Genomic DNA, 17,755 nt, shown 5'->3' with positions numbered 1-17,755 from the left:
ATATTTATCCAAAGCCAGCATCTGCTGGCTTTTTTGATCGCAAGACGAGGTTGTTGGGTATACTTATAAAGTGATTTAAAAGGAAATGCTGTGAGAATATTACCTCTATTTTCGATCATCTTGCTTAGTGGCTGCAGTGAATGGTTAACCCCAGAAAAGGCCGTATTTCAAAAATATCACCAACGCTTGGCTACTGTTTTAGAGGTTTCAGCTTCTACGATTGAAGAATCCGCTGCTGTGACGATTCCCGATAAACGAGTGTTATTTCATGATCTACCACGAGTTTCTCTCGGTCTGCTTGAAAGCTATCAGCTGCGCCAGTGTGGCCTGTTCAACCTAATCGCTCAGAAAAACTCTCCGCTCGGAAAAGTACAAGATAGTTTTTACGACTTTGATTATCAAACCTCGCTGCTACGTACCCTTCATGGTTGTTTAACCCATCACGCATTAAGCAAAGAAGATCAATCTAAGCTCAATGATGTTTACACTCAAAAATGGGAGCACTTTCCAACCCACCTCGACAATCTTTTACTAACGAGTGATGCTATGCGCAAACAGTTAACCGCTTCACAATGGCTTTCTATCAATGCAAAAGCTCAAGTAGTATCTGTACGCAGCGCCTTTCTAACGCTCGAGGAAATGTACCTAACCCCCCCCATGGTTGTATCACGCTTGCCGGACGTGGCTTTGGTTAATTATCAAGAAGAGATAGAAAAGACTCGTTTGATAGGGCGACTCTACTATACCTTGACCAATGTATCCCTTTGGCTAAAGCAAACCACCGAGATGCTCAAAACAAATCAAGACAAGATTGTTTGTGGTAAGAATCGTGACACCACAACACTTCGCTATTTAAGGAACGTATTTCAAAGCGTTTACGTGAAGCAAGTTCAACCTTACATGGCTTATCTGGACAGTACCTACCAACAACTCGATAGTGGTATTCGATTAGTCGAAGTAAGGATGAAAGCGCACGGCCATGACTATGGGATGACTTCGATGCATCAAGAATTTCGTAACCAGACGCTTGAGCATGTGCAGTTTTGGCAGCAATTGTTCAAACGCTGCGGAGTCAGGATTGGAGACCGGTAGTATTGAGTCTAGTGGTTAATTCGACCTCGCAAAAAACGAGCAAACTTCGGTTTTCCTGTATGGGTAAAACCGTTGTGCCGGAACGTTATCGTTGAACCAATTTCAGGGGGTTGTTTACGCACTTCATCAGAAAAGCCGCTGCCAATGTAGAACTCTGTTCCATCGGAAAGCTTGACTAACATTGCGCCCATCATGCCAAGTAGTCGCCCCGTTCCTGGCTTATACCCAATAACTTGAGCTTCTGCGTCCTGATAACGCTTAAGCTTAAGTAGGTCACTGCCCCTTCCCGCCTGATAACGGCTCGAGACCTTGCGTAACATCACGCCTTCACCGTCTGACTGAGATATCCGATCTAGTTGATAGTACAGCTGCTGCTCATCACGAATGGCTCTGTGTTCAATGTACTTTATATGTGAAGCCCCAATAGTAAAAACAAGATCCTGAATATTGTAGTAACGCTTTCGATAGTCCCCTGCAGAATAAGGCATGTCGAATAGCATAAAGTCAATTTCCCGCCATGCCGCGTCTATTGGCTTTTTATCGAGAACCGTTTGCTGTACTACATGAAAGTTGCCGCGCCCTGCCCACAACTCGCCATCAAGCGGGTAATCTGGTAGCACTTCAGTGAACCAATCTGGCGTATAGATACGATTACCATTACGAGTGACCAATTGCTTCCCCGTCCAATAGGCCCTTATACCATCAAGCTTTTCACTATACCAATACTGAGCAACATCGATTCCTTCATGATAACTCTCAGCTAAAGATACGGGAGGAAGTAGCTGTGACTCAGCCTGTGGTTGGACAGAAGTCAGTACTGCTAACGCTATGAATGTCATTCTTATTGGCATAATATTGCTCTGTTCAAAAAAACAACACCATTGAAACGCAATTTCCCCCTCATAACTACCGTTCATTGCAACGATACGACCTATCGCAACCATAGAGCGCAATTATTAGAAATCATTATCATATTTATTCGATAGATGTAGCATTTATGCCTGCCACCGGCGGCGCATATTTTCAATAGTCTCTTCTGGTACATTATGAACGCTAGCAAACTCACCACGACAGACTCTTATTTCAACTACGACGCCTTTCTGCTCGCAAAACTCAATATATGGCCTCATTTCCCAGTGCCGGACAAACGTGTTGCTTACAATCACAGTCTTGTGTTTGTTTAGCCACTTCTTCGTTTGTTGAAAACACCATTCATGCGCCTCTCTAAGCTTAGTCCCATCAAAAAGGTACTCTCCTTGCTCATTTTCAAAGTACATGTCCGCCTCAAAATGTTTCGCATTAAGACGCAGTGACAACTGTCTGGCTAATGTGGTTTTTCCGGACCCCGGAAGGCCCCTTATCAGAATGAGTTGTGCGTGAGTCATGATTGGACCATGGAATTGTGATTGCTGAACCTTAACGTAATTTTGCGGTTAAAGCTGCCAGAAAAAGAAAAATCCCTCAACCGAGGTTAAGGGATTTAGGTTAATTGATCGAGCCGTAGTTTAATGAATCAACCTTTAAGGGGCTATTCTCTGGCTTGCTCAACTTAAGACTATCCAATACGCCTATTGCCTTATCGCTGATGCCACCGCTGTAGACCTTCGTTCCATCTGGCGTAGTGGCAGAAGTTTCGCCTACGTTCCAAGTCGTAAAGAAATCTCGTAGATCGTAGTCAGATACATAAGAACTACACACCATCATCAGATCACCATTAGATAAGCCCGTTTCCTGTGAGCTACAGTAGTTGATACCATCATTGTCACCTTGGGCGTCACCACGAGCTTTACGATGCATCAGCTTGAACATATTCCAGCCTTCATCAGTGCCGTAAATGCTTGGTTTCACTTTTGCGTTTGTGTACCAATCATCAATCTTAAAGTGCGCTTTCGCCCAAAGTTTAAGCTGACCGAACATCACCAAACGCATGCCAGCATCACCGTTAGCCCATGCGTGCTCTGGATTACTTGCTAGCCATAATGGCGCTTTCTGAATATCAAAAATAATACGGTCCATACGTGGGTTTTCGTTACGGCCTTCAAGCTCCTGCATATACAACGCCAACAGGTTGTTTGTTACTTCGGTACTGCCCGGGGCACTAAATGGTGCAGAAGCAAGGTTATGACCCACTTCGTGCCATAACAGCCAATCATGTTTCGCCTGAGTTGGAATCGTTGTTGATTGAGCATTAAATAAACTACTCATTACTGGGTAGCCCGAGTGCGCGGCACCAATTGAGATCTGAACATCATTCACAAAACGGTGACGGAAGCCTTTCAACGCATCGTAGGTGAAACGACGATGTGCCCCTCCCTCAACCACTTCATCAAGGCCATAGAAGTCACTTGCTGCATCTGCAAAGCGGTTCATCTCTTCAGAGAACGCCACTAAGTCCGCATCTTGGACGTTGTTGACATGAGTCGTGTAAATAAATGAACCTGTATCGATTTCAGCGATTTTCACGCTTGATTGAGATGGCTCAGTAACCCATAGACCCTCTTTGTATAATGGCGCTTTGATAACACCGTTTAAGCGGTATTGCACAACCCCATTTGATTCGAGCGGCTGAATGTAAACTAACCCGCCATATGGCGTGTCGATAGGCGTTGTTCCCCCGGTATGATTAAAGGTTTTAGTCATACGAGGTGGGCGATTTAGGTTAGTTTCATGCTGCGCACGACCCGTAAGATCATCGGCAAACATGACAGTGATCATAGCTGGCGTGTCACCCGATACTGAACCAATCTCATGTTGTGGTAACCACATACCAGTAGACTGATTATTACCCGCAGAGAATGAAACACCGACGCCATCTGTATCAATGCTTACTGTTTCACTCGTTGTCACGTTGCTATTAGGGCGAGTTGGGTAGCTTGTTGTATCGACTTTAACGCGATAATCCCAGAACGAACGACCAAGCATGATGCGTGTTAGCGGTTTCTCTTGGTAGTTAAGTGGATAGCTTGGATTAACAAATCCTTCTAATTCACCCTCTCCAATAATCATGTTGTTAGCAACTAATGTCGTTCTAAGATCAGCGGGGCACTCTGCATTACCACCGAAAGTATTATTGGTGTAGCAATTCATGAACTGAACAAGACGTTTAAATCCTAGTTCATCTTGTGGAGCATCTGGTTCAAATCGGTAATTGTTGTTGTTCCATAACCAAGTTGATAAGTTATCGTAAGTTTGATTTAACTCGGTAATTGGCAAACGTATACCTTGCTTACCACCCGTTCGGTAGTAAAGCTCATGATCTGCCAGCGCTTGCACGTTTGTGCCTAGGTTCGCCGCTTTTACCATACTGCTTACTTCAAACTGTACACGCTCAAAATCAGGTCGGCCGTATGCGCGCTCAACGATACCTGTGCCAGACCGTACTTCAATACAGTTAAATTCGTACTCGTATTCATTCGAACAGACAGGCGTTCCTACGAAGGCTTCTTGAAGCTCGCGAATTGCGGCTTCACGCTCTTCAATGTTGTTTACACGAATGAGTGCGTATTGATTTGATACCTTACCATCGCTATCGATGACTTCATATTGCGGAACATGGAACGGCGTAGAAGCCATATCCGTATCCGATGCCCATGTTACCGAACCATCATCATTGACAGTGAAAGGCGGATTACCTCCAGGCAAATTATCGTATCGTTGTAAAACGACGATCTCTTTTTCTTGTTTTTGGTTTAATCTTGGCGATTTGTTACACCATTTAATGCCAGGGTCACAATTACTCTGAGAAAGGTTGGCCACATTTGGACCACCGATGGAAACACCTGCCGCATCTGCCAGTCTTGCGATTGGCTCAGGGTTATTTACATCAATACCATCCATAAACAGGACATTACCGCCTTTATTAATATAATTAATTAGGTCCGTAATATCTTCTTGGGTTAGGTTCGGATCACTTAAATCAGCAGCATTATTGGTACGTTGTACACCATAAGCTTGCAGAATCAGAATTGGCGTCGTTGATGGTTCAAGAGATGAGTAATCGCCAGTGCCAACTTTAATCTCACTACCTAAACCATAAGACTTATTGATAAAAAACTCATAACGCATGCCCGGAGCGTTATTTGCCATCGCAAATACACCTTGTTCGATGTTCGTTGCGACGTTGTGACCACCACCCGGACTAAACCAATTGAATAGGTTAGTAAAGTAGCGTTGCATGTCCCCCTTATCAGAACGAGCATCTTGTTCAGTGACAACTGAGGTACATTCTTGACTTACGTTATTGATTCGCACTTCATTCCATCCGTTTGCCCAGTAACTACTCGGGCATGACAGAATCGATGGGTACATTGAGTTACCCATAAAGACGACTTTACCTAAGCCAATCTCACCGGCAGCGACAAAAGGAAGTCCGTATGTAGCAGTGTCAGAGTTAACCGTTGGGATGGCTTGCATGACATTGTCTTCATACGCAGCGATGTAAGGCTTACCTTCGCGAGTCCATACTTGGCGCATACCAAAAGGGATGAGTTTATTTACATCATTACGATCCATCATGACAGGGAATGCGCGGTTAGAAATGTTCAACGTGCGATTGCCGCGAACCCAACCTGTCGCACCATAACCACCTTGGTTGTCATGGAAAACATGGAATGTTTTTACGTTATTGAACATCGCTTTCAGAGAGTCAGTCACGTATGTGCCACTGTCCATTGAGTAGACTGCGCGAGACTTTCGAGAATATGTGCCTACACCAAGATTAAGTTTTGCATCAATGATGGCTGTCAGACCAGATTCAAACTGACTTTCAAACTCATCTGGCAGCGTCATACCGCCAGAACCGTCAATAATGCCACCATTAGGCAAACGTAGATTAATCAGTTCATTAATAACGTTGGGGTACTCAGCAAAAACGGTGGTTACGTTGTCGCTAATAACCAAAGCATCATCATCAGTTTGACCATAGCGCTCAAGTAACGACTGGATATTATTTTTTTCAACTGCATTTTCAGTAACATCAGTGATCTTGTAGCTCACTTTGTTACCTTTCACTGAGCCAAACTCAAATGTATCGATACCAAATGTTAGGTCATCACCCCATAGGTATTCAAATGAGCCGTCTGAAGCGGTAACGCCCCTTGAATTGGCCGAGAAGAAACTAACACCAGCTAACGACTTGCCATTCGCATCTGTCAATCGACTTTCTGTTAATACTTGGTTTTCCACACTTGGTTTATACGCATACGTTTCTTCCGCGCTCGCAGAGACAAAACTTGCATCTAGATCAGGGCTTACCCCCTCAGTCTCTGAGGGTTTTATCTCTGGATCGACGTGTGAGCTAGGTGCTTTATCTACTTGGTCCGTCGCTTCGCTTTCTTTCTGCTCATTCCTAAGTTCAATAAAGTCGTTTACGGCTTGTTCGTTATCTAGTGTTAAATAGATATCTTGAATATCCAGAGAGTCAAACTCTGTCACACAGATCGTATTTGACTCATTACATGAGTTAATAGCTTGCAAAACTCTGGTAACGTTGCCACCATGTTGTTCTACCAAGTTGAATGATTTCTCAACCAAATCTGATGAGCTTGCAGTACGTGTCGAACTCGGGAATGGCGCAGTAAAGTCACCAAGCAGCACCGAACCAAGTGTGCAGCTAAAGTTTTGGCCTTGCCCAATTTCAAAAGTGCCATCGACCAATTGTTGACCATCACAAACCGCTTCACCTTTAATAATCTGCCCATCCACAGTCAATTTTCCAAGGTAAGTGACTGGGGGAATAATATCCGTTGGTGGTACAGTTTCTGTAGGAGGGATAATATCCGGTAGCGAATTTATTGGGTCATCATTATTACAACCCGCCAAAGTGGAAGAGACAATAGCAAGAGCGATTATATTTTTTTTCATTAAAGGCGATTATTTGTTGTTTTTATTAGCCTCTATTCTAAAAACAAACGCGACATCGATTGATAAAAAATTTCTATTATTACCATCACTGCATATATGTTACAAGTAAGGACAGAAAAGCTTTATACACTTTCACTGATACCGATAAATTAACAAGCTTGTATTCATAACGTCATGCTAAACATTAACCTTGTACTGGTGAGCACTCATCAATGAAACTTCGCCTTTAGACTAGATCCCCTCTACAAAGAATGGCTATTGCTCTTTCGACTGTCTAACTTAGCTCTCAGCCTTTTATCGCGACGTCTCAATGCTCGGAAGAACTTCGACTCCTCGTGATACCATCCAATCACACTAATAGGAAACCCCACTAGCATCATAATCAAAAGATCTGCAGGTAGCTGCTCAATAATATCTTTTACTGTATGTAATTCTCCAAAGACAAACAGACCGATAACCTTACCTACGAGCAGAGCGCAACAAATCATCAAGAAGGACTTCATTACATAATGCCATTTGCCTTTCTTGCGCTCTTCTCGCCAATATAAATATTTGTGCTCGCGGTTATACATTCCTCCCTCCGTTAGCAATCTAAATTTATAAGTTCATGGCATGAACTCTATTAATCTTAGTGGCAACTGAGAAGCCTTGCTTGTCTAACCAATGAGAGATATCAATGAAACTCTTCTTTTAGTACTGAATGGCTCTTCTTTACTGTTTAAAGAACACCCAAACTGGCCCAATCAACAGAAATTGTACATCTTCAAAAAATGATGGCTTCTTACCCTCAATTTTGTGACCAACAAACTGAAATATCCACAAAACGCCAAATAACAGCATAGAGATCGGCAACACCGGCCAGTTTAGAATTTCCATTGACCAAATGAAGCCGATACAAGCCAAAGTGTAAGCAAGCATCAATATGAAAACGCTAATAGATAACCGGAAATAGAAGACTAATGCCGGAATTGCTGCGACCCAGACCCAGTTTAAGCTAAATCCGAACAATGAGAGTTGAGGGATAGACCAAATCAAACCAACAACAGAGAGAAATATCCCCGGTACAGCAACTTTGTGAATTTTTTGATTTATCGGGTTTTGATGACTTTCACCATAGGCTTTCAACCAATATGAGAGAGCTTGCATAATTCACACCTAAACATTTCGATAACATTTATATAGCTCGTACAGGTCTAAGGTGCGAATTTTTACTCACTTATTGTGACTGAGGACAAACTATCTTATTGATATACCGAAGAAATGCGTTCCATTTTTTTTGATAAGTAAAGAAATAGCGGCCCCCTTTAGCCATGGATGGGTGACTTAAACAGGCAGCAATTATTCAAACTGGGGCAACAAAAGCTTTAACGCCAAGTTAATCTGTCTTTTCTCGTCATCTGATAGTTTGCCCATCAAATGATGCTGTACTTTAAGGTGTTCTTCGATAAGCATATCGATAAGCGCAAATCCGATAGGCGTCAATTTCACTGTCACACTGCGCCGATCTTCTTTGCTGTGCTCCCTGGCGATCAAGCCTTTCGTTTCAAGTTTGTCTAAGCGATTGGTCATCGCACCCGAAGTCAGCATCATTGAAACGATCAACTCCGAGGGTGTCAGCCGATATGGCTCACCACTGCGTCGCAATGTTGCCAGTACATCAAACTCCCCCATCTTGAGACCATGGCCTTTGTGTAGCTCAGCCACTTGAGTTTCCATATGCTTGGCAATTCTCATCAACCGCCCCATGATCGCCATGGGCTCAGTGTCTAACTCAGGTTTCTCTTTTGCCCATTGCATGACAACTCTATCAATTGCGTCCATTACCCTCATTCTCCAATGACAACCTGACTATTCAATTTACCTTAACATAAAGATTCTTTACAAGGACCAATCAGAGGCGTACCTTTATAAATAATTATCTCTACGTAAAGATATTTATTATGAACGTTTTACTCGCTATGATTCCGGCATTTTTTTGGGGCACCACCTACGCTGTAACACAATTTACTTTGCCAGACTGGCCGCCCGTATTGCTGGGCGCCCTACGTGCCTTGCCTGCGGGCCTATTACTATTAGCGGTAAAACCATCGCTACCAAAAAAACAAGATTGGGCCATCTTGCTTGTCTTAGGTGTGATCAACATCGCCCTCTTCTTTAGTCTTATTTTCGTCATGGCGTTGACACTTCCTTCAGCAATCTCTGGCGTTGGTATGGTCTCGGTGCCTGTATTTGCCATGATATTTGGTTGGGTAATTTACAAACGACAGCCTAGTCCAATCCAAGTCCGCAGCGGCGCGGCATTAATCGCCTTAGCGTGGTTCTTGTTTGATCCTAGCTCCATCACTCTTAACCCTGTTGGTCTATTCGCGATGCTCTCAGCCATCATGTGCATTGTTATTGGTAGCAGCGTAACTAAATCTTTAGGAACAAGAATACATTGGTGGACCGTTCTGACCTGGCAATTAATTTTCGGCGGCATCATCCTTTCGATGGTGGCAGGCCTTTTGGCGAGCTTCAATCCAGAACCGTACCTTCATGCTGTTCAAAACACATCCATAACGAATATGCTCGGCTTAATGTGGGTTATCATACTCAATACTGCATTAGGCTACGGAATGTACGTTTGGTTACTTCAGCGCATGTCCGTTGTCGACTTCACCTTTGGTGGTATTGCCAACCCTATCGCGGGTATCGTATCAGGTTTATTACTCCTTGGGGAAAGCTTCACCTCACTGCAATATGGCCTAATGGCTGGAATGATCGTGATGTCGTTGACACCTCAATTAGCCATATCAATAAAACAGCGCTGCGCGTAATAACCTGAAAAAAACGCTCATTGATTAATGAGCGTTTTTTATCGGCATCAATACGATGCTATGACAATTTTTTCATTTGCCATCCTATTAAAATAAAGCTAATGCCTTCAATCAACAGAGATACGCCAACAAAAACGCCTAACAACGTCGTTGAAAATGCAGGATCATCTAACAGCATAAAGAAGTAGCTACCAATAAGCACCGAAATTACCCCACTGAATACAATCACATTGCTACTTGGTAATCCTCGGTTAGTTAAACCAAAGAACACGCGAGTAAGACCATTCAATATCATCACAATCACCATCAACATGGTAATTGTGACTAAGCCTGCGAGTGGTTTAAACAAAATGAATAAACCACCCACAATGTAAAGCAACGCACTCAATACATACCAGAGCTTCTCTTTCCATACATTAATGGAAAAAGTGTGATACGCCTGAACTAGACCACTAAGAAAAAGAACCGCCCCAACAATGGTTGAAATCGTCATGCCCGCCACTACAGGCAAGCTCATCGCTCCGACCCCCATTAGCGAAATAATTACGCCGACGATGACAAAATATTTCCAGCCTTTAGATAAAAACGTAGGTTGCTGTGTTTGATTCGAATTTTCCATAGGATGCCTCTTCAATTAAACGCGAGTCGCTTGTTTAGTCTAGCCCAAGAAAACACCTATGGTTCACAGACTTAACAGAGTTCTCGCATAATTGAATGGTAATCCTGTACCACAGGTTCTCCTATACGCTATTTTTGAATAATATGATTCAAGAACATAAGATTAAACCAGTGCAATACCGATAAACTCAGCTTAGGATTAACAGCTTTTCTATGGTTTTCAGCCTATATCCCAATCTTTAGGCTCCACTTTGAGGATCACAATTTGCTCGATCATCACATTCGTACTTATATCGCAAAAAAACTGAGTATCGTCGGTATCAACAGCGATCCTTATGGCATTGAACTCACCACGGTTTTCATTCTGGGTAGCCTCACCGCCGCAGCGATAAGCTACTTATTAGTACATCACTTAATTGTTCGTTCAGTTAACAACGTCCTTCAAAGAACAAATAAGCCCCTTGCCAAAAGCCTTGAGAAATACGATGTATTGGAAAAACTATCATTGTTGACCCCCATTATGGTCTTGGACCTATTTATACCCCTCGCGGTTGGACACTATGATTGGCTTGCTGATCTGCTCGATCGCATCTTAAGTATCTCTATAATAGTCATCTTTATTTGGATGATTTTTGCTCTTCTCGATGCCCTCAATGACATTGCGACCTTTAAAGGCATCACCAGACGAATGCCCATCAAGAGCTTTGTTCAACTCATAAAACTGTTTACTTTCTTTGTTGGCAGTGTGGTTTCTTTGTCAATACTGGCCAACGAATCGCCTGTTATCTTCTTATCTGGTTTAGGTGTCGCAACCGGCTTTGTGATGCTGGTTTTCAAAGATACTATTCTTGGGTTTGTCGCAGGCATTCAACTGTCCGCTAACCGAATGATCAGCTTAAATGACTGGATCCAAATGGATGCTTACAGAGCGAACGGCACAGTAGAAGAAATCTCCCTGACAACAGTAAAAGTAAGAAACTTCGACAATACGGTCAGCATGCTTCCCGCCTATGCTCTGGTACAAAATGCGTTTATCAACTGGCAAGGTATGTCTGATTCTGGCGGTCGTCGAATCGAACGTTCAGTGAACATTGACGTGACGTCTATCCGATTTGTATCAGATGAAGAGATTGAAAAGCTGAAAAGTATCAGAATCTTACGTCAGTATATTTATGAAAAAACTCGAGAGATTAATGAATATAATGACGAGTTAGGTGATGAGCCTGAGTTTGGTAACATTCGGCAATTGACCAATTTGGGTATGTTTCGCGCCTATATTAATGCTTATCTACGGGCCAATAAGGATATCCATCAGTACATGCTGCTTATGGTCCGCCAACTGGAACCAACTCCGGAAGGCATTCCACTTCAAATATACGCATTCAGCAACAACACCGACTGGGCATACTACGAAGGCGTACAAGCAGATTTATTTGACCATATATACGCCATCATGCCCCTGTTTGGTCTGCGTCCATACCAAAGACTCACCAGCAACGACACCGTTCAAATGACAGCGTCTAACGTGGCTCAAACGACACAGTAAATACAAAAAAAAGAGATAGATATATGAGTCTATCTCTTCTTTCTAATTTGCGACTTGTTATGGTGTCACGTCTTCAACAGTAAACGAGCCATTATCTAGTTTACGTTTCACTTCTTGTTTTTGGTTGAAGTCGATATTGTTTAAATCCACCTTTTTAATTCGACTATCGTTCATGGTTTTATAGTAAAATACACCATTACCCTGATCGATAACCGACGTCCATTGAGTGGCACTTGGCAGATCAGGGATGTGTTCACGATACTCAGGACTAAACTCTGTACCAATTGGAATATCGAAGTTATTCAAGATATGGAACGCTTGTGATACTGCAGCTTCAGACGTCTTCGATTTTGGCGCTGTATTGACAAAGAATGCCGCGCGCACAAAGCGCGATGGAGGCGTAATGTCACCCGGCAATCCTATAAAGCCAGAACCAACACCGAAGGACTTAGCTTTAACACCACCAAAGTTCATTGGCTTACTCGCCCCCGGCTCAAGATGAATATAGTTATTCAAATTTTCTACATGCCACGGAAAGCCAGGTGAGTTCGTTAAAACACCAACTTCATTCTCGTAAATATGTACTTTACCTTGGTCAATGATCTCGATAACAATATTTTTACCGGTTCTATCCGTAACACGCCAGTGTGCAGTAGGAGAAGGCTGCCCTTTGTCATCAATGAATACAGGTACAATGTCAATGTTTTGTAGCCCAGCTTTAACTTCATCTACCGTCTTATACTGAGACAGCATCCAACGTACGAAATCCATATCGGTAATGCTATTCGCCCGTTCATTTGGGTCATAAGCTTTTAACGAGCCATAACCTTTAAAATAAAACAAACCTGCGGTTAACCCTTCTTCATTCACCCCTTCAGCGATGAAGCGATCATCACTGACCGAAATACCGACAAAGCCATAATTACTCTCCCAGCTCAGTCCTTGCTTTTTGTCTGGCATCGTAGAAGCGAATGTATATTTTCTCGGTGCAACAATGAGTTTACTGTTGAGGTCATACTCTCCCCATTCAATTGTCCGGGCATGAATCTGATCATTATCTGAGGTTGAGAGTGATATACCAGTACAAGCACTTGCGGCGGCTACCGCACCTGCAGATAACGTAATGGCAAGAAGTGTTTTCTTTAGCATTTTCATTCCACCTAATAAGGTAACACTTGCCGATTGTAGTCCCTTTTTGTGAAGTTGCCATTCTGCGTATTTAAGGCTAAAGGTAAAACATGACAATATTCCCCACCTTTTATATGGAAATATCTTTCAATTAGAACAACACTATAAAAAAAGGAGGACGCAATGAAAGAGTTTAAAAATGTTCTGTTCGTCAACCATGGATTGGAAGGTAAAAGCCATGGCCTGGTCCAAGCTATCCAACTAGCCGAGAACAACCAAGCAAGCCTAAAGGGATTAGTTGTCTGCCCATCTTTGCCTACTAGCATGATTAATTATGAAGCGAATTATGAGCAATCCTTAATCAACTCGTTAGCTGACAACATGAAAGAGTTGCAAACCAAAGCCGGAGCGTCACCTCACCCTTTCCCAATTGAAATTGAGAGTGGCAGCTACCCTGCGGTTCGGATTATCCGTTCAGTATGTCGCCATAAATACGATCTACTCATCAAAGATGCTGAGCCCCTTGATGATAATAGCAAAGGCTTCAAAGCGTTAGATATGAAGTTGCTACGTAAATGTCCATGTCCGGTTTGGCTAAATAAAGAGACCGGCAAAGCGCCATGTAACATGCATGTTGCTGTTGCTATTGACCCGACGATTACTGCACCCGAGGAGCAAGGGCTAGCCATACGTTTACTTCAGCTTGCCCGCACTGTCGCCGATAGCTGTGATGGCACACTACATATCGTCTCTTGCTGGGATTTTCAGCTTGAGAACTATCTAAGACACCACATCTGGATTCAAGTGGAAGATAAAGTACTTGATGAGCAAGTGGAGGCAGAAAAAACGACACACCGAGCGGCACTGGATGCATTAATAGATAAATCAGGCATCAAAGGAGACACTGTCATACATCATATCCACGGCACCCCTGATGATGAAATCCCTCATTGGGTCGATGAGCAGAATATTGATGTATTAGTCATGGGGACCGTTGCACGCTCAGGAATCCAAGGGTTATTAGTCGGCAATACTGCAGAAAATATCTTCCAAACCATCAACTGCTCTTTAGTTGTACTTAAGCCTAGTGGCTTTGTTTCGCCTATTCAGTAGCGAAAGCTAAGAGAAGTAGCAGCATTACATTCGTAATAGACACAAAAAAGCCCGCACAAGTGCGGGCTTTTTTGCTATATGACGTATTCATATAAAAATTTGGTGGGTCCGACCAGATTCGAACTGGTGACCCCTACCATGTCAAGGTAGTACTCTAACCAACTGAGCTACGGACCCAAATTTTATTCCTAACCATTCAAGTTGAATGGTGCGTCCGAGTGGACTCGAACCACCGACCCCCGCCATGTCAAGGCGATACTCTAACCAGCTGAGCTACGGACGCATTTCTCTGGAACGAGAGGGATATTATCCATATACCATCAGCGGTGCAAGCAGAAATTTATGAACTTTGAATCGTTTGGCGAAATTCTAAACTCAAGCCCTGTTTTTAGACGAATTTATCAGCAATTGCAGCCACTTAACGCTCTAAAAGTGTGATCTATGCAGCTTTTAGTCATTCCTGTTAATTATCGTATGGCACTTGGCTCAACATCCACATCTGCAAAGTTTGCGAAACATTAGGGCAAAAACCAAAAAGGATCTGATATTTCGGCGTAAAAGGCTCACCAATGTAGGTCGTACGAATCAACTCACCGGTTTTAAGATCAACCTGAGTGCTGACTCGTCCTTTAAAGTTTTGAAAAATCAAAAACTGCTCACTTTGATAGACCATCTGCTCATAGTAATACAAAAAATGATCTTGTGGTGTGTCGGTCAACTGGCACTTTAATGGCTTCAAATTTGGTATCGCGTTGGCATTTAGCGCAACCAGCAGTACTAAAAAACCCCATCCATATCGCATTGTTATACCCTATTCTTCTTTCTTTAACAAAGTATAGGAGCTAACTAAGCAACGTGGATGATATACAGAAACGAAAAAGGCTTTAACCCACCGGAGCTAAAGCCTTAACTCTAGTTACCTCACCGCGAAGCCTACTTATTCATCCGATTCAAACACGACATTGTAATTTTCGGTATAGGTACAGTTTGACTGTCGGCTACAAGTAAAGAAGCGGCGGCCTTTAAACTCACCTTGGTTTGCTGTTTTGATGACCATCGGACTGCCACACTTCTTACAAAAGCGAATTTCTTTGTCAGGCTCGATTAAGTCAATATGTGCAGCCAATAGACGACGCAGTCGCCCTACCTGATAGCTGTGCTTCACCGACGCGCCAATGAGTGGCAAATTTGCGGTTTTACACACATGCATTAACAGTTTTTGACGTTCAATTTTGCCTTTGTGTAACTGTTGCCCATTGTCCAGTTCAATAATGACACGTGGCTGTAGAGTGCGAGGGTCGCAAATCACATAATCAAAGTAGCTTCGGGAGATTCGATTGCTAGCGATAAATAGCTGCTTTTTGTTTTTTATGTCTTTCGGCGCAATCAAACTTGCCATATTAACTTTAGAGAACACCACCGCGTGATCACCCACAGCAGCTCTCAATGCATTGAAAAATGCGCCTTCTTGCCCATTTAAGAGTGGCCCTTTAGAGCGATATGGATAGTCACGAGTGTCATCATGTTTGATCACGTACTTTTGAATGATAAAAAAGAAAACAACCAAAAGAACAACAATGATAAAGATGTTGGTCATAGATAATAAGCGCCTAAAACAACGAGTTGCTCAGAGCCTAAAGGGAAAACGCAGCCAGAGCAACAAAACCATAAATTTGCGCGAGAATGGTAACAGAGTACCAAGCACTTTTGGCACCAGTGGATATGCGAAAGCGGTAAGTTTGCCGAAATTTATTTTATCTGGAACCAAAGTTATCGATACATCGCCTTGCTAGTACCAATCGGCCTAATCAAAATTCGAACACGGTTAGGCCTTGCATAACTCAAATCAGGTTAGCGGTTGGCATCGGATTGATGTTCTGGCATGGCATCAATGAACGCTGGCAGTTGATTGCACGCCTCTACAATAGAATTGATGAGCGGATAAGGCGACATATCCAAGCCAAAACGAAGCGCATTATAGACTTGCGGCACCAAACAGATATCCACAATACAAGGCCAATCCGTGACACTGTAGATACTGTCTCCGTATAATTGTCGATGCTTGTCTAGCTTCTCTTCTAATGCCAAGAAGCCTTGTTTCATCCAATGATGAATCCATTCTATTTTCATTTCTTGATCACAAGATAGTCTTCCTTCCAAGTACTGCAATACCCGCAAGTTGTTTAATGGATGAATCTCCATCGCAATATCCTGCGCCATCGCGAGCGCCTGATAACGTAATGGTATCTGCAGGGGAATCACGGAAGTATCGGAATAGCGCTCATCAAGGTACTGAATAATGGCGAGCGACTGATTGATGCGAACCTCACCATCCACCAGCATTGGGACTAATTCCGATGGATTGAGAGCGTGATACTCTACGCTGTGTTGCTCGCCTCCATTACGTACGAGATGTACTGACTTTGATTGATACTTAAGGTTTTTTAAGTTCAAACAAAGGCGAACCCGATAAGCAGCCGAAGATCGCCAATAGCCGTAAAGCGTCATGTTATCGCTCATTCTTCTCTCGCCCAATTCATCAATGTTTAAGATACTGACTGACTTGCTGATTAATTGAGCCAAAAATGTTATTACCTTCCGCATCGAACATTTCAAGCTTAATTGAATCGCCAAAAGACATAAAACCAGTAGACGGTTTGCCGTCGCGAATGGTTTCAATCATCCGTACTTCCGCGATACATGAGTACCCTACGCCACCTTCTTCAATGGATGTGCCGTATTCAGTGCCTTGCTTGTTTGACACTGTGCCAGAACCGATGATTGCACCAGCCGACAACGGGCGAGTTTTTGTCGCATGGACTATCAAATCAGCAAAGTCGAATGTCATATCAATACCTGCGTTCGGGCGACCAAAAGGCTTACCGTTATAGGTTGAAACCAAGGGCAAGTGCACCTTATTCTCATACCATGCGTCACCCAACTCGTCCGGTGTGACTGCGACTGGCGAGAATGCCGAAGAAGGTTTAGATTGGAAGAAGCCGAAACCTTTAGCCAGTTCAGCCGGAATAATTCCACGTAGCGAAACATCGTTAACCAACATGATTAGACGAACCGACTCCTGTGCCTCTGCAATGCTCGCTCCCATTGGCACATCACCAGTAATGACTGCCACTTCACCTTCAAAATCAATCCCCCACTCGTCACTGGCAAACTCTATGTTGTCACATGGGCCTATGAATGCATCTGAACCACCTTGGTACATCAAAGGATCCGTCCAAAAGCTTTCGGGCATTTCTGCACCGCGGGCTTTACGAACCAGCTCGACGTGGTTAACGTAAGCGCTGCCATCCGCCCATTGATAAGCGCGAGGCAAAGGTGATTCGTAATAATGAGATTCAAACTCTTCACTGGCTACGACTGAGCCACCATTTAGCGCAGCGTAGAGCTCCTCTAATTGAGGCGACACTTTATCCCAATTATCCAGTGCGACTTGCATGGTGGGCGCTAAGTGCATTTCATGGAAAATATCTGTCGCAGAGACACACTGTGTTAAATCTTTGCTCACGACCATTAACTGGCCATCACGAGTGCCATTTTTCTTGGTTGCTAATTTCATCCT

Annotated in this window: 16 protein-coding genes and 2 tRNA genes; 4 read left to right on the top strand and 14 right to left on the bottom strand. The window is 43.3% G+C overall.

Translation table 11 applies throughout. The features are described 5' to 3' along the window. Window positions 1-90: 90 nt before the first annotated feature. The gene (locus AK966_RS12125) at window positions 91-1,092 is read left to right on the top strand and encodes a DUF3080 domain-containing protein (RefSeq protein ID WP_253252647.1); all 1,002 of its coding nucleotides are present in this window, start codon (window positions 91-93) and stop codon (window positions 1,090-1,092) included. 8 nt (window positions 1,093-1,100) lie between these two features. Here AK966_RS12125 and AK966_RS12120 read toward each other — a convergent pair whose 3' ends face one another. The 6 genes from AK966_RS12120 to AK966_RS12095 all read right to left on the bottom strand — a co-directional run bounded on the left by AK966_RS12120 (window position 1,101) and on the right by AK966_RS12095 (window position 8,775). Then, window positions 1,101-1,943, bottom strand: a complete 843-nt coding sequence (locus AK966_RS12120) for a DNA ligase (protein ID WP_119464271.1) — start codon at window positions 1,941-1,943, stop codon at window positions 1,101-1,103. Between the two features lie 144 nt (window positions 1,944-2,087). Beyond that, entirely contained in the window at window positions 2,088-2,477 is a 390-nt protein-coding gene (locus AK966_RS12115; protein WP_099078027.1) for an ATP-binding protein, read from the bottom strand. Between the two features lie 100 nt (window positions 2,478-2,577). After that, complete coding sequence (locus tag AK966_RS12110; RefSeq protein ID WP_119464231.1) at window positions 2,578-6,954, bottom strand: SslE/AcfD family lipoprotein zinc metalloprotease; 4,377 nt, start codon at window positions 6,952-6,954, stop codon at window positions 2,578-2,580. A 242-nt stretch (window positions 6,955-7,196) separates the two neighbouring features. Then, window positions 7,197-7,526: a hypothetical protein gene (locus AK966_RS12105; protein WP_099078029.1), complete on the bottom strand. Its 330-nt coding sequence runs from the start codon at window positions 7,524-7,526 to the stop codon at window positions 7,197-7,199. A gap of 139 nt (window positions 7,527-7,665) precedes the next feature. After that, window positions 7,666-8,100, bottom strand: coding sequence for a DUF962 domain-containing protein (locus AK966_RS12100; RefSeq protein WP_099078030.1), 435 nt, complete (start codon window positions 8,098-8,100; stop codon window positions 7,666-7,668). Window positions 8,101-8,292: 192 nt separating this feature from the next. Next, complete coding sequence (locus AK966_RS12095) at window positions 8,293-8,775, bottom strand: MarR family winged helix-turn-helix transcriptional regulator (RefSeq protein WP_099078031.1); 483 nt, start codon at window positions 8,773-8,775, stop codon at window positions 8,293-8,295. Window positions 8,776-8,894: 119 nt separating this feature from the next. Here AK966_RS12095 and AK966_RS12090 point away from each other — a divergent pair, with 119 nt between their 5' ends. Continuing rightward, entirely contained in the window at window positions 8,895-9,770 is an 876-nt protein-coding gene (locus AK966_RS12090; protein WP_119464230.1) for a DMT family transporter, read from the top strand. A gap of 58 nt (window positions 9,771-9,828) precedes the next feature. On the opposite strand, the gene AK966_RS12085 is transcribed toward AK966_RS12090, so the two are convergent. Next, on the bottom strand, window positions 9,829-10,389 hold the full coding sequence (locus AK966_RS12085) for an HdeD family acid-resistance protein (protein ID WP_099078033.1): 561 nt from the start codon (window positions 10,387-10,389) through the stop codon (window positions 9,829-9,831). 264 nt (window positions 10,390-10,653) lie between these two features. On the opposite strand from AK966_RS12085, the gene AK966_RS12080 reads away from it, so the two are divergent. Next, complete coding sequence (locus AK966_RS12080) at window positions 10,654-11,934, top strand: mechanosensitive ion channel family protein (RefSeq protein WP_099078034.1); 1,281 nt, start codon at window positions 10,654-10,656, stop codon at window positions 11,932-11,934. A gap of 57 nt (window positions 11,935-11,991) precedes the next feature. Here AK966_RS12080 and AK966_RS12075 read toward each other — a convergent pair whose 3' ends face one another. Continuing rightward, entirely contained in the window at window positions 11,992-13,083 is a 1,092-nt protein-coding gene (locus AK966_RS12075) for a linear amide C-N hydrolase (RefSeq protein ID WP_119464229.1), read from the bottom strand. Between the two features lie 162 nt (window positions 13,084-13,245). Here AK966_RS12075 and AK966_RS12070 point away from each other — a divergent pair, with 162 nt between their 5' ends. Next, window positions 13,246-14,175 carry a universal stress protein gene (locus AK966_RS12070; protein WP_119464228.1) on the top strand — a complete coding sequence of 310 codons (930 nt, stop codon included), beginning with the start codon at window positions 13,246-13,248 and terminating at the stop codon, window positions 14,173-14,175. A 100-nt stretch (window positions 14,176-14,275) separates the two neighbouring features. Here the strand turns inward: AK966_RS12070 and AK966_RS12065 are convergent. The 6 genes from AK966_RS12065 to AK966_RS12040 form a co-directional block, all read right to left on the bottom strand. Continuing rightward, a tRNA-Val gene (locus tag AK966_RS12065) sits at window positions 14,276-14,352 on the bottom strand. 29 nt (window positions 14,353-14,381) lie between these two features. Then, window positions 14,382-14,458, bottom strand: a tRNA-Val gene (locus AK966_RS12060). A 180-nt stretch (window positions 14,459-14,638) separates the two neighbouring features. Beyond that, the gene (locus tag AK966_RS12055) at window positions 14,639-14,977 is read right to left on the bottom strand and encodes a hypothetical protein (RefSeq protein ID WP_099078036.1); all 339 of its coding nucleotides are present in this window, start codon (window positions 14,975-14,977) and stop codon (window positions 14,639-14,641) included. 135 nt (window positions 14,978-15,112) lie between these two features. Next, window positions 15,113-15,772 carry a DUF2726 domain-containing protein gene (locus tag AK966_RS12050; RefSeq protein ID WP_119464227.1) on the bottom strand — a complete coding sequence of 220 codons (660 nt, stop codon included), beginning with the start codon at window positions 15,770-15,772 and terminating at the stop codon, window positions 15,113-15,115. A gap of 254 nt (window positions 15,773-16,026) precedes the next feature. Beyond that, a complete protein-coding gene (gene maiA, locus AK966_RS12045) occupies window positions 16,027-16,695 on the bottom strand; it encodes a maleylacetoacetate isomerase (RefSeq protein ID WP_099078038.1) in 669 nt (222 codons plus the stop codon). Between the two features lie 19 nt (window positions 16,696-16,714). Then, the gene (locus AK966_RS12040) at window positions 16,715-17,752 is read right to left on the bottom strand and encodes a fumarylacetoacetate hydrolase family protein (protein ID WP_119464226.1); all 1,038 of its coding nucleotides are present in this window, start codon (window positions 17,750-17,752) and stop codon (window positions 16,715-16,717) included. Window positions 17,753-17,755: the final 3 nt, after the last annotated feature.

Source organism: Vibrio sp. PID23_8 (genome assembly GCF_003584965.1).
GTDB lineage: Bacteria > Pseudomonadota > Gammaproteobacteria > Enterobacterales > Vibrionaceae > Vibrio.
Note: the sequence above shows the minus strand (reverse complement) of the source record. Positions and strands in the feature narration are given on the sequence as shown.

Excerpts from the sequence above, each read along its gene's own strand:
- AK966_RS12050 (WP_119464227.1), bottom strand. The coding sequence starts at position 15,772 with ATGACCAACATCTTTATCATTGTTGTTCTTTTGGTTGTTTTCTTTTTT.
- AK966_RS12085 (WP_099078033.1), bottom strand. The coding sequence starts at position 10,389 with ATGGAAAATTCGAATCAAACACAGCAACCTACGTTTTTATCTAAAGGC.
- AK966_RS12095 (WP_099078031.1), bottom strand. The coding sequence starts at position 8,775 with ATGGACGCAATTGATAGAGTTGTCATGCAATGGGCAAAAGAGAAACCT.
- maiA (WP_099078038.1), bottom strand. The coding sequence starts at position 16,695 with ATGAGCGATAACATGACGCTTTACGGCTATTGGCGATCTTCGGCTGCT.
- AK966_RS12115 (WP_099078027.1), bottom strand. The coding sequence starts at position 2,477 with ATGACTCACGCACAACTCATTCTGATAAGGGGCCTTCCGGGGTCCGGA.
- AK966_RS12040 (WP_119464226.1), bottom strand. The coding sequence starts at position 17,752 with ATGAAATTAGCAACCAAGAAAAATGGCACTCGTGATGGCCAGTTAATG.
- AK966_RS12120 (WP_119464271.1), bottom strand. The coding sequence starts at position 1,943 with ATGCCAATAAGAATGACATTCATAGCGTTAGCAGTACTGACTTCTGTC.
- AK966_RS12070 (WP_119464228.1), top strand. The coding sequence starts at position 13,246 with ATGAAAGAGTTTAAAAATGTTCTGTTCGTCAACCATGGATTGGAAGGT.
- AK966_RS12100 (WP_099078030.1), bottom strand. The coding sequence starts at position 8,100 with ATGCAAGCTCTCTCATATTGGTTGAAAGCCTATGGTGAAAGTCATCAA.
- AK966_RS12075 (WP_119464229.1), bottom strand. The coding sequence starts at position 13,083 with ATGCTAAAGAAAACACTTCTTGCCATTACGTTATCTGCAGGTGCGGTA.
- AK966_RS12090 (WP_119464230.1), top strand. The coding sequence starts at position 8,895 with ATGAACGTTTTACTCGCTATGATTCCGGCATTTTTTTGGGGCACCACC.
- AK966_RS12110 (WP_119464231.1), bottom strand. The coding sequence starts at position 6,954 with ATGAAAAAAAATATAATCGCTCTTGCTATTGTCTCTTCCACTTTGGCG.
- AK966_RS12105 (WP_099078029.1), bottom strand. The coding sequence starts at position 7,526 with ATGTATAACCGCGAGCACAAATATTTATATTGGCGAGAAGAGCGCAAG.
- AK966_RS12055 (WP_099078036.1), bottom strand. The coding sequence starts at position 14,977 with ATGCGATATGGATGGGGTTTTTTAGTACTGCTGGTTGCGCTAAATGCC.